Below are 11,795 nucleotides of genomic sequence, written 5' to 3' on the forward strand. Positions count from 1 at the left end.
CACCTTGACCGTCACGGAGGAAATGTGCGGTGAAACGCGGCTGCGGATAGGAACGACATGGGCACTTCCGGTATGGACGCACGGCAGGCGGCGCCGGGACCATACAGGGGGTTACGCGTCTTTCGCGGCGAAGATCGGCATGGATTCTTCGGACGCGACGCGGAGTCTCACGTTATTTGCCAGCTTTGGCAGAGCAAACGACTGACTGTCCTGTACGGCGCTTCGGGGAGCGGGAAGACCTCCCTCATCCAGGCAGGTGTGATCCCGCTCCTCAGCCCGAACCGGACCGACGTCCTTCCTCTCGGCCGGGTGTCCTACGGGTCGTGCTTTCCGCAGGCCGCGCTTCCCGCCCACGATCCGTACGTCCTCGCCCTGCTGATGTCGTGGTCCCCCATGGCCACGCCCACCCGGCTGGCGAGCATGACGATCCCCGCGTTCCTGCGGGCCCGCCCGGTCAAACGCGACACCTACGGCGATCCGACCCTCACCATGGTGGCCATCGACCAGGTCGAAGAGCTCTTCGCCACCGGCCGCCGGCGCCATCCCTACCGGGACTGGTTCTTCGGGCAGCTCGGCGAGGCGCTCCACGCGGATCCCGGCCTCCGGCTGCTGCTGTCGATCCGCGCGGACCGGCTGCGGGACCTGCTGCCGTACGAGCGGGAGCTGGCCGGCTCCGATCGGGAACGCTTCCCGCTGGAGGCGCTGGACCAGGCGGGCGCGCTGGAGGCGGTGACCAGGCCGATCGAGGGCACCGGGCATGTGTTCGCCCCTGGGGTGGCCGAGCAGATCGTCCGAGACCTCATCCAGATCAGGGGACGCTCGAACCCCGCGCAGCAGGCGGAGGGCGTGGACCCCGTCCATCTCCAGGTGGTGTGCGAGGCGCTGTGGAACGCGCTGCCCGCCGAGGCCACGAAGATCACCGCAGGCGAGGCGAGCCTGTACGCCGACAAGACGCTCTCCGAGCACTACCACCGGGTGATCGGGGAGATCGCGGCCGAGCGGCTCAACGGTGACGAGCACCGGCTGCGGACGTGGTTACGGCTGGCGTTCGCCGACCGGTCGGGGAGCCGGCAGCCCGTCCGCCAGAGCGCGATCCGGCTGGCCGGGATCAGCAAGGCCACCGTCGCCCTGCTGGTGACCCGGCACCTCCTCCGGGCCGACCAGCACATGGGCGAGAGCTCGTACGAGCCGGCGTACGACCGTCTCCTACAGCCGCCCGCGCAGGAGGACTACCAGCCCCGCGCCTACCCGGACCGGCTGCCGACCGAGGACCATCTCCGCGCGGCCGAGAGCGCCCTGCGCGAGGGCGATCTCGTGCTGGCGGAGCAGCACGGCAAGGAGGGCCTGGCCCGTTCCGAGCAGGACGACCACCGGGTGCGAGCGCAGATCGAGTCGCTCCTGGGCAACATCGCGCTCAAGCGGGGAGAGTTGAGTGACGCCGTCTCCCGCTACAGCGCGGCCGCCAAGAGCTTCGAGACGGCCGGCGAGGTGGCCTCTGTCGGCCCCATGCTCACGGCCATCGGACGGCTGCGGCTCACACAGGGGTCCCCCAACGAGGCCGTACGCCATCTGCGGGCCGCGATGGTGCGCGTGCCCGCCGACCTCACGATCCAGACCGAGCTGGCGTGGGCGCTGTGGCACGGCGGGCATCCGGACGCGGCGGTGGGCGTGCTCAACGACGTGCTCGACCGTGAGGGCAACAACGCCGACGCCCTGCTCGGCCGGGGCCAGATGCTGGCCGGCATGGGCCGGGCCCGCGCCGCGCTGCGCGACCTGGACCGGGCCCGGCCGCTGCGATGGCCGTTCGCCAAGATCGCGCACGCGCTGGCGCTCGCCCAGACCGACAGCCTGGAGGAGGCCCAGCAGGAGATGATGGAGGCGCTGGCGGAGGCAGTGGACGATGGGCCGCTGCTGCTTTACGCGGCTCGGGTGGAGGAACTGGCGGGCAAGACCACCTCAGCGGTGGACCTGGCCAAGGCGGCGATTTCCGCGCAGCGGCCCGCGCTGCCCGAGCACATGAAGCAGGACGCTCACCGGCTGGTCGGTGCCCGGTGACGGGCGGGGCGTCTTACCGGTTGGCCGGCGCCCGGTGAGTCAGACCATGTGGGGCTCGCCGACGAAGTCCGGTAGCGGCGGAGTCAGCCATTTGCGCAGCCGGGGCACGATCAAAACAGACAGCGCCAGGAGCACCATCGCGCCGAGCAGCAGCATCGAGCCGCCCGTCACGCCGTGCCAGGTGACCAGGAAGGCGCCGAGCGGCGCGGCGAGGGAGAGCGCGCCGTAGGCCGACAGCCGGGAGACGCCGACCACACGGGCCAGTGTTCCCGGGTCGATTCTGGCGACCTCCACGGCCCTGATCGCCACATTGGTCATCGACCCGCCGATTCCGGTGGTGAAGAAGGCCATGGCGAAGAAGAGCGGCTGCGACCGGAGCACCGACCCCAGCACCGCGAGGAGCATGGCCAGCAGCCAGATCCCCGTGTGGATCAGCAGGGTGAAGCGCAGCGGCCGCTGGAAGAAGGTCATGGTGGCGCCCAGCGCTCCACCCACTCCGCCGGCCGCCAGGACGAGCCCGATCGTCAGCGACGGCACCCCGTCGGACCCCGCGACGAAGATCATGATGAGCGTGTTGACCATCAGGTTGGTGATGGTGACCAGCATGATCGCGCCCCGCAGAAAGTCCTGCTTCATGAGCACGTGGAACCCCACGGACAGATCGCTCAGCTGCAACGAATGGGTGGGCCGCCGCCCGGAGCCCGGACTCCCCTTCCAGAACAAAACCAATGAAACGGCGAATAGTACGGCGTTGAGCACAAAAGGGATAAACGCTCCCACTCCAAACAGATATCCGCCGAGCGGCCGACCAGCGAGTGAGGCGAGATGGCTGGCCCCCTCGCTCTTGGCCAGCGCGCGCCGCATCATGACCGGCTGGACCAGCGACGGGAGCAACGCCGTCTCCGCCAGGTTGCACATGACCCAGAACGTGCCCTCAAGCAACGCCGCCGCGATGAGATGGAAAAGCGAGGGGCCACCGAAGAGCATCGCGAACGCCACACTCGCCACGGTCACCCAGCGGCCGAACTCCGCCCAGAGCATGATCGAACGGTTGGACATCCTGTCGACCAGAAGCCCACCGGGGATATAGAAGACCAGGATGGGGATGGTCAAAGCGAACCCTGCCCAACCGGCGGCGGCGGGCGATTTGGTCTGCGCGAGAGCGAGGAGCGGGTAGGCGACACCGAGTGTCCGCGTACCTACCGTGGAAATGGTTGAACCAGCCCATACAAGGGCAAATCTGGTCGTCTTTGGTGGGCCCGAGTTGTCGCCCGACAAGCTTTCTGTCCTAGTCAACTCCCCCGCCCTGGCCGGTGGTTCCTGGAGCCCGACCTTAGGGTCACAAGTGGGGATGGCCACGGCGAACAGCCTGCCTCTTATGCATGGATGGAAAGCGCTGTACCGACTCTTGGGGCTTTGAGACCCGTCGGAGTATAGCCCGGCTCCGGTAGACCCATCAGGGCTTGCGACTACGTGGCAGCGGCACGATTCCCTGCAGGGAATCGTAAAGTCGCAGGCCGCGCCGGACACTACTCGCATGAACCAACTCCATGTACAGCAATGGGCCAGCCGCTATGTCGCCCAGTGGAACGAGCCCGACCCGGCGACGCGGAGCGCCCTCATCCGCGAGCTGTGGGCGCCCGACGGGATCCAGGTCCTGGTCGACCCGCCTCAGGAGATCCGCGACGCCGCCACGGCGCTCGCCTTTCCCGTGCCGCCCCTGGAGGTCCGGGGTCACGACGCCTTGGACGCCAGGGTGACCCGTGCCTACGAGATGTTCGTCGAGCCGGGCGAGCATGTCTTCGAGGCCGCCGAGGAGGCGTACTCCCTCATGCCCAACGTGCTCGCCATCCGGTGGTCGATGGTGTCGACCCGGACGGGCGAGGCCGTCGGCGGCGGCCTGGACATCCTGGCTCTGGACGGCGATGGCCGGCTGCGTACCGACCACCAGTTCATCGGAGCGAGCTGATGCGCTTCACCAGGATCGCCCGCACGGAGGACGGCGGATCGGCGTTCGAGGACGGCGAGATCGCGCTCGCCCACCGGCAGATCGCCGAAGGGGTGCCGGCCATGGCGGTCGGCGGGCTGCCGTCGAAAGGTGGCGTGCAGTTCGTCCGCAGCGCCGCGTTCGACAGCGCCGCTCATCCGGCGCCGCGCGAGCAGTGGGTGATGATGCTGCGCGGCACGATCGAGGTGACGGTCACGGACGGCAGCCGACGCCGCTTCGGCGCGGGCGACCTGGTGCTCGCCGCCGACACGACAGGGCTGGGACACATCACCACCGGCGTCGGCGAACCACCGTTCGAGGCCCTGTTCATTCCGCTCTGACCGCCGAGTACTCGGGGATCTACGGGCGGTGGATCGCCGTCGCGACCGCCGTGGCCAGCCGCTGCAGGTCGTCACCGGTGAACCTGCGTCGCCTCCTTGGCGAACCGATCCCGGCTGCCGTCGTGGCCGGCCGCGTGCAACATCTTGAGCGCCACCCGCCGCCCGTCCACGTCGTACGCCTCGTAGACCACACCCTGACCACCGGAGCCGAGCCGCCCGGCCAGCCAGTAGCCCCCGATGTGTTGCGGATCTCCCCCGCTGAGCGATTCCACGGCGAATTAGACGCAAATGGTCACCGGTGAGTTGTGATGCTTCGCGCCGCATCCCCCGGCACCCGATGAGCACGACCCGCGCCACACTGCGTAGATAATCTGCATGCATTGACCTAGAATCGATCCAGAGGATGGATTAGAGGGTGTGCAGTGCTACTTAGATTCAGAGGTGCCAACCATAGATCGTTCCGGGATGAGTTCGAGGTCTGGCTGGCAGCGAGCAAGTTCAACCAGGAATCAAGGCGCCCCGCCGGTCTCACTGAAGACCCCGACTTGGCCTATCTACCGGCGACCGCGATCTACGGCTCGAACGCGTCCGGCAAGTCGAACGTCCTGCATGCCATCCGCTGGATGCGACAGGCGGTCCTCAACTCCGTCCACGGCTGGTCCACCCTTGACGGCATCCCGCGCGAGCCGTACGAACTCGACCCGGCCGCCCGTACGGACGCTTCCCTTTTCGAGGTCGACATCGTCCTCGGCGGTGACCGGTACATCTATGGCTTCGAGGTCTCCGACCAACGAGTCGAGACCGAATGGCTGCATACATACCCCGGCGGACAGGCCCGTCGGCAGGTCTGGTTCGAACGCGACGCCGACACCGACGATCCCTTCACCTTTCCCGGCGAAGGCCTGAAGGGGCCGAAGGAAAGCCTTGTCTCCCAGACCCGGCCCGACGCACTGTTCCTGACCGTCGCCGCGGCCTTCAACCAGCCCTATCTCAAGCCGATCCACGACTGGTTCCGGCACAACCTCTGGTGGATCAGCCCAGGTCGCGACTTCGAAGATCGGCAGAGCTTCACCCGCAAGATGCTCGACGACCCACCGCAGCGGGATCGCATCATCGCGCTTCTCAAGGTCGCAGACCTGGGGGTCGTGGGAACCGAGATCGACAGCCTGACCGGCGAGCTCCGACTCGTGCACCAAGGGCCCCACAACCCTGTCACACTGAGCTACGAGCGCCAGGAATCGATGGGCACCCGATCCTGGTTCGCCTTCCTGGGGCCCCTCCTCACCACCCTGGACCACGGGGCGGCCCTCCTTGTCGACGAACTCGACACCAGCCTGCATCCCCTCTTCGCCGCCGAAGTCCTCCGGCTCTTCCAGGATCCCGCGGCCAACCCCAACAACGCGCAATTGGTGTGCACGGTCCACGACGCGACCCTGTTGGGCCGCACACACCTCTTCCAGCCATTGGAGCGGGACCAGGTACGCATCACCATCAAGAACCGGGACGGCGCCTCCGAGATCTATCCCCTGACCGACGCCCGTCCCCGCAAGTCCGAAGCCCTCGACCGCAACTACCTGGCCGGTACGTACGGCGGCGTACCAAGACTGACCGTCGGCGAGATCGCAGAGACGCTCGCCGGCCCACTCACGGAGCCGACAACGGAGGTGCCGACCTGATGGCCAAACGCGGGGCACCCGGTGGAACCACGCTTCCGCGTCCAGGTCTGGGCAGCCGCAGAAAGAACAATGTCCTTTTCCTGGTCTGCGAGGGGCAGACCGAGCGGAGCTACTTCCACCATCTCAACCACCGTTATGGAGCGGAGCACAACTTCCAGATCCAGCTCACCCCGCGCAAGGTCACCGAGGGGCAACAGTTCAACGGCTACAAGCCCGTCCCAGCGGTACGAGAGGCGATTCGGCTCAAGAAGTCCACAAAGGGGATCAAGAACACGGTGTTCTGGGCGATCTTCGACCGTGATGAGAACGAGGACATCTACGAGGCGTTTCGCCTTGCCCGCCAGAACGGGATCAACGTCGCTTTCTCCCACCCGCACTTCGAGCTCTGGCTCTGGCTCCACTTCGCGTCAGGCACGCCTGGCCGACTCGGCGGGGACCGTACGACGATCCCAGCGAAGCTTCGAGGGACCAAGGAATTCGCAGATTTCGAAAAGCTGGTCGAGCCTCACCACTTCGAGGAGCTGATCAAGGAAGGTCGCCAGGCAACGGCGGTCAAACTGGCCCAGCATCTCGTGGCCGACTGCCCGAGCAGGCGCCGCGCTCCCGCGCCAGAGCCCGGTGCACCTGGCCACGCTCCCAATTGCGACATCCTCCTACGCGATCCCTCTACCGACGTCTACCGCATCTTTGAGGTCCTCGGGATCGTCTCCTAACGATCTTTGCTCTTGGTACGGAGCATGACGTTGGTCGGCTTGACGTCCCGATGCAGGATGCCCGACGTGATGGCTGCCGTCCTCATGCAGGAACCGCCGCCGCCTGGCCGGCCCGCTCGCCCTGTGCTCGTCGCGATCCTGGAAAAGGATCCGGTACGCCGCTGCCCCCGGAGCAGGTGGCCGGCTGAACGCCATCGCGCAAGGCACCCCACGACCGCTCCGGCCCAGTACCGCGAGCCGACCGTGCCGAGTTCCCAGCCCGGACGCCGCCGCCGGACACCAATCGTCACCTGTTCACCCGCGACTTCGACGCGTGTGGCCCGCTGACCAATGCCCAGGTACGCGCGTTGGTCGGCGGCTCGATGAAGCGCCAGTTCGTGGACGCCAAGATCTGCAACTGAACCAGGCCGGACGGCACGAGACTGGGCATGCCGGCGCTCCGTCTGCAAAGCGTCTCGCTAGCCCGGAGCTCTCAGCGAAACATGGTCACGTCCATGAAGGACGAGCCGAAGCGCACCCTGGGGCCAAGCTCCGCAAGGGGCCGAACGTAGGCGACGAGGCGTACACGGTCCAGACGTACGCACGCATCGGAGGTCTCATACTCCACCGCACCGACATCTCCTTGCGTGTCTCGAACCTCTTGGTAACCCTCGACTGCGAGATCTCTCAGCCCGGGTACGCCACCGCCGACAGGATGGCCAGGCTCGTCTTCACAGCCGCCAACAAGCGCCGCTGACTCGGCTTTCGGCTGTATTCAGCCCTGTGGAGCCACGTGAGCCAAGGCTTGCGATCTACGCGTTTTCCCTGCACTGATCTCGTCGGAGGGCTGCTCGAGCGGCCCGCGGGGCAGCTGCGCGTCCTAGCCGGACGCGATGAACTGCCGTCAGCCCAGTCTCCCAGCGTTCTCACGACCCCGCCGCTGTAGCCGGATTGAGCGCCATTGGACCTCATATGACTAGATTGATGTAAGTTCACGAAGTTTGCCGGAAAAGACGCTTATTCGCTGATCTGAAATCATGATCCACAATGTAGCCACCAGGCAAGAAACATGTTACTTATTCACATTCCTCCACAGCACATCTGGTAATTAGTCTGCCCGAATCTGCATGAAATAGGACATCAGGCTCCATCGCCAAGAAACAGAAGATTATCCTGTTGTGGTAATAATGTTTCCGTCCTCGGGCGGCGATCCCGCCCGAACGGCTACCTTGCCTGCAAAACACGCGGCGGGAGATAGCGTGAAAGTTCAACGAGCTCCGTGGGAAACTCGCGGCTGGCCTGTAGGGACCTTTCTTGCCCGGCTGCCGGTCACCAACCGCCGCATGCTGCTGGACCTTGGTGTCCATCGGTCACATCCGGCCGGCGATAGGCTCATCCGCCAGGGGGCCACAGGCGACGCCGTCCTCGTCCTGCTGGATTCCGTGGTGATGGTCACCGCAGGCGTGGAGAATGGCGCCGAGACCCTCGTCGCCATTCGGGTGAGCGGGGACATCATCGGCGAGATGGCGGTGCTCGACAACACCACCAGATTCGCGTCGGTCATAACCTGTCGCAGGTCGTTGATCAGCCACGTCGCCGGATCGGCGTTCATGGAATTTCTGCACCAGCATCCCGCCGCGGCCGTGTCTATGAACCAACTGCTCGGGGAGCGCTTGCGGCAAGCCAACCGCCGACGACTCGACTTCACCGGCTACGACGTGGACGTGCGACTGGCCCGCGCGCTCATTGAGCTCGCCGGGCAGCACGGGCACAGGCAGGCGGGCGCCACCGACGTCGGCGTGCGACTGTCCCATGCGGAATATGGCGCGCTGATCGGCGCCAACAAGGACTCGGTGCAGCGGGCACTGCGACAGCTCTCGGCCAGAGGGCTCGTCGAAACTGGTCGCCGCAAGGTGCTGATCTTGAACCTTGATGAGCTGACAAACTTCGCAGATATCGCCAAATAGCTTCATACCAGACTTTTTTCAGCCTTCTGCGAAGACGACTTTTGACGGCTTTCGTAAACCCATCTCGTGACAGGGTGCTCGTCATCCCACTCACGCACCTTTTCAGGAGGCACGGATGCGTGATTCCCACATGCGGAAAATCCACCCAATGATGTCTATCGACATCGAAAGCTACAGCGAACGGAACGAAGCGCAGCAGCACGAGGCACAGCAGAGCCTCCGACTCCTGCTGGAGATCGCAGCGCGCGAGGCAGAGCTCGACCTCACCGCATGGGCGACCCAGTGGTCAGGTGACGGCGCGTTCGCGGTGCTACCCGCCGACACGCCGATCGGCGAGCTGGCCGAGTCGTTCATCCAGGAACTCAACGTCCTTCTCGGCACCCGTAACCGCCGGCCGCTGCCGCCGCCATGGACCTCGATCCGGCTCAGGGTGTCCCTGCACGAAGGGCCGGTAAGGACGGACGGTGCCACCGGGATCCCGGGCTCGCACGCCGTACAGGTCAACCGGCTGGTCGACGCTGAGGCGCTGCGGGTGGCGCTGGCGTGCTGCCACGGTGCGGACCTGGCGGTGATCGTCTCCGAGCGGGTCTTCAACGACTACCTCACCGACGGATACGGCACGCTCAGCCCGGCCAGGTTTCGGCAGGTGCGCGTTGCGGTGAAGAAGAACCGGTATCTCGCCCACCTGTACGTGCCCAACTGTGACCTATTCAAGATCCATGAGCTCGATCCCTTCGACGACGTCCCTGCTCCGCCGCAGGAAGACGCGGGGCCGCTGGATGCGGCCGCCGCCCTGGCCGAACCGCCGAGCGGTGAGCCGAAGCAGATCGTCTATGGGTCCGCCCACACCATCACCGGCTCCAACGTGAGCGAGACGCACTCGGGCGATATCCGCATCGGCGACATCCATCTGGGTGGGCCCAGATGAGCGACTCGGCCTCCCCTCCTGAGAAGGGCGCAGCCGAGGAGCCGGACCCTTATGCAGCCCACGAGGAGAAGGCACCGCACGTCATCGTGGACGACGAAGAGAGCGACGACGAGGCGAAACCGCTCGGCCAGCAGCTCGCGGACGAGGACGCCGAGCGTCGGGTTCGCGAGGGGAACCTGCGCCCGCTCGTCCGGGGTTCGGCGCACCGCATCATGGACAGCGCGCTCTTCGAAACTCATAACGGCGACATCAACATCGGAATTGGACAAAAGGGGCTCGTCAGGCCGTATCTGCTGAGCAGCGATGAGGCCCGGCAGGTCGGCAACACCCACGTCAATGTTGGCTCCTACCGGGAGCTCGTGAACCGGCTCGCCATGGAGCGGGTCGCGGTGGTGAAGGGACAACCGAACAGCGGCAGGCACTGGACCGCGCTGGCCGCGCTGGGACAATGGGCGAGCGACGGAGCATATGAAGGGCTGGTCCGCCGCTATGGAACGCTAACGGTCCGTGGCGACCTGATCCAGGTGGACGCGGCGCAGCTGCAGGAGCACGCCGGCTACGTGCTGGACGCGACCGGCGCAGCGTGGACCCGGCATGGCCAGCGCGACGTGCTGCGCCATCTCGAATCCCTGGCGGACAAACTGTGCGGCCGCTTCGTCGTCCTGACCGATCCGGACGGCCTGCCCGGGCATTCCTCGATCAGCCATCAGCCTCCCGATCCACGTGAGGTATTCGACAGCTGGCTCGTCTGGCAATTGGAGAAGCTGGGCCTCTCCGACTCCCCCTCGATGCAGGACGAGCTCGGGCACATCGCGGGCGAAGACCGGCCTCCCGGTGAGAGCGCCACCCTGGCCAGGGAGGCGGCCATGATCCTTGCCGACGGCGGCACCACGGCGGAGGTCGTCTCAGGTCTTCCGAACGCGCTGCGGCAGGTGGCTAAGGGCCTGCTGGTCGATGACAAGGCCACCCTGCACAGGCGCTGCTTCCTGATCAGCGCCGCAGTGCTGAACGAGCTGCCCCTCGTCACGGTTTCGCGAGCCGCCGCCCTGCTGGGGGAGCTGGTGCACCCGTCGCCAGTTCCCCAGGACAACACCGGCCCGCCGTCGTGGGAGTGGCTGCCCGACTGGCTGCAGTTCGCGCAGGCCGACTGCAGCTCGGGAGAAAACAGCACGCGAGTCTGCCTGCGTAGGCCGCGGCTGGCCGCCGCCATCCTGGAGGTGATCTGGCAGGAAGGGCAGAGCATCCGCGATCCCGTCCTCGCCTGGCTGACCCAGCTCTCCGGGCACCCGGACCGGGACGTACGCATCAAGGCGGCGCACGCCATAGGCCGCATCGCTGCCTACGACTTCAAAATGGTCGAGACCGAGTTCCTCCGCCGATGGAGCCGGTCCAGGCGGCAGAACGAGTCATGGCTGGCCGCTTGGGCGCTTGAGGCAGCGTACGCGGACAACCCCTCCCAACAGGTCCTCGATTGCCTGGGCGGCTGGCTGAGGACCACAACCACCCGCCGTACAGCAGCGCGGGCATACGGCTCCCGCATCGGCATCGACAGGATCGTCGAAGCGCTCGAAGCCTTCCAGTGGATGGTGATGAAGTCGTCGCCCCGGGAGAGATATCTGCAAGACGCCATCGCACGTTCGCTCACCGACATATGCACGACGGGCACCGCGCCCACCATCATCGAGGAGCTCGCCGGCTGGAGCGTGAACAGTCACGCCGGGCTCCGCCGCGTCGCCGCGCTCACCCTGACGCGCCTGGCCACGACTGATGGCGACCGACGCGACCGACTACGGCTGGACGAGCTCAGCGAGGAGTCGTGGCCAGAAGCCGGGCGGCACCTCGTCACCATCTGGCTCAACGCGCTGGCCTGCGGGCTGAGCTCGCGCAGCTCGCGGCACACGGTGGCACCTCCGGTGCACGAAGCGTGGACCGCGTTCGGTGTCTGGGTGGCCGGCTGGGACAGCGCTCCCTATCGCCGCCGGTCTGTCATCGAGCGGATCTTCGCCAGCAGCACGAGCGACCTGCGCGGTCCGCTCCGCCTCCATGTGCACCACTGGTTCCATACCGGCACGACCAGTGCCGGCCTGAGCAAGCACCTTTACGACCTCATGAAAGGCGGTAACACCTGATGGGCGTTCTACGTCGACTG

General features: G+C 66.3%; 11 protein-coding genes. 8 read left to right on the plus strand and 3 right to left on the minus strand.

Going from position 1 to position 11,795, the window contains the following annotated elements; genetic code table 11:
* Window positions 1–72: 72 nt before the first annotated feature.
* Window positions 73–2,055 (plus strand): hypothetical protein, encoded by a 1,983-nt coding sequence (locus tag AB0L53_RS34330; protein ID WP_364003285.1) that lies wholly within the window; start codon window positions 73–75, stop codon window positions 2,053–2,055.
* 39 nt (window positions 2,056–2,094) lie between these two features.
* On the opposite strand, the gene AB0L53_RS34335 is transcribed toward AB0L53_RS34330, so the two are convergent.
* On the minus strand, window positions 2,095–3,594 hold the full coding sequence (locus tag AB0L53_RS34335; protein WP_364002915.1) for an MFS transporter: 1,500 nt from the start codon (window positions 3,592–3,594) through the stop codon (window positions 2,095–2,097).
* Here AB0L53_RS34335 and AB0L53_RS34340 point away from each other — a divergent pair.
* Window positions 3,593–4,024, plus strand: a complete 432-nt coding sequence (locus AB0L53_RS34340) for a hypothetical protein (RefSeq protein WP_364002918.1) — start codon at window positions 3,593–3,595, stop codon at window positions 4,022–4,024. The two genes, AB0L53_RS34335 and AB0L53_RS34340, sit on opposite strands and share 2 nt — an antisense overlap.
* Window positions 4,024–4,383, plus strand: a complete 360-nt coding sequence (locus tag AB0L53_RS34345; RefSeq protein WP_364002921.1) for a hypothetical protein — start codon at window positions 4,024–4,026, stop codon at window positions 4,381–4,383. Before AB0L53_RS34340 ends, AB0L53_RS34345 begins: the two co-directional genes overlap by 1 nt.
* A gap of 71 nt (window positions 4,384–4,454) precedes the next feature.
* On the opposite strand, the gene AB0L53_RS34350 is transcribed toward AB0L53_RS34345, so the two are convergent.
* Window positions 4,455–4,655, minus strand: coding sequence for a hypothetical protein (locus tag AB0L53_RS34350; RefSeq protein ID WP_364002924.1), 201 nt, complete (start codon window positions 4,653–4,655; stop codon window positions 4,455–4,457).
* A 273-nt stretch (window positions 4,656–4,928) separates the two neighbouring features.
* Here AB0L53_RS34350 and AB0L53_RS34355 point away from each other — a divergent pair, with 273 nt between their 5' ends.
* Window positions 4,929–6,059 carry an ATP-binding protein gene (locus AB0L53_RS34355; RefSeq protein WP_364002927.1) on the plus strand — a complete coding sequence of 377 codons (1,131 nt, stop codon included), beginning with the start codon at window positions 4,929–4,931 and terminating at the stop codon, window positions 6,057–6,059.
* Window positions 6,059–6,772: an RloB family protein gene (locus tag AB0L53_RS34360; protein WP_364002930.1), complete on the plus strand. Its 714-nt coding sequence runs from the start codon at window positions 6,059–6,061 to the stop codon at window positions 6,770–6,772. The genes AB0L53_RS34355 and AB0L53_RS34360 overlap by 1 nt, the downstream gene beginning before the upstream one ends.
* Before the next feature lie 286 nt (window positions 6,773–7,058).
* Here the strand turns inward: AB0L53_RS34360 and AB0L53_RS34365 are convergent, their stop codons facing one another.
* A complete protein-coding gene (locus AB0L53_RS34365) occupies window positions 7,059–7,202 on the minus strand; it encodes a hypothetical protein (RefSeq protein ID WP_364002933.1) in 144 nt (47 codons plus the stop codon).
* An 892-nt stretch (window positions 7,203–8,094) separates the two neighbouring features.
* On the opposite strand from AB0L53_RS34365, the gene AB0L53_RS34370 reads away from it, so the two are divergent.
* From AB0L53_RS34370 to AB0L53_RS34380, 3 genes are all read left to right on the plus strand, one after another.
* Complete coding sequence (locus AB0L53_RS34370) at window positions 8,095–8,718, plus strand: Crp/Fnr family transcriptional regulator (RefSeq protein ID WP_364002936.1); 624 nt, start codon at window positions 8,095–8,097, stop codon at window positions 8,716–8,718.
* A 148-nt stretch (window positions 8,719–8,866) separates the two neighbouring features.
* A complete protein-coding gene (locus tag AB0L53_RS34375) occupies window positions 8,867–9,646 on the plus strand; it encodes a hypothetical protein (protein WP_364002939.1) in 780 nt (259 codons plus the stop codon).
* Window positions 9,643–11,775 (plus strand): hypothetical protein, encoded by a 2,133-nt coding sequence (locus AB0L53_RS34380; protein ID WP_364002942.1) that lies wholly within the window; start codon window positions 9,643–9,645, stop codon window positions 11,773–11,775. The genes AB0L53_RS34375 and AB0L53_RS34380 overlap by 4 nt, the downstream gene beginning before the upstream one ends.
* Window positions 11,776–11,795 lie beyond the last annotated feature (20 nt).

The organism is Nonomuraea sp. NPDC052129 (assembly GCF_040680095.1).
Classification (GTDB): Bacteria; Actinomycetota; Actinomycetes; order Streptosporangiales; family Streptosporangiaceae; genus Nonomuraea.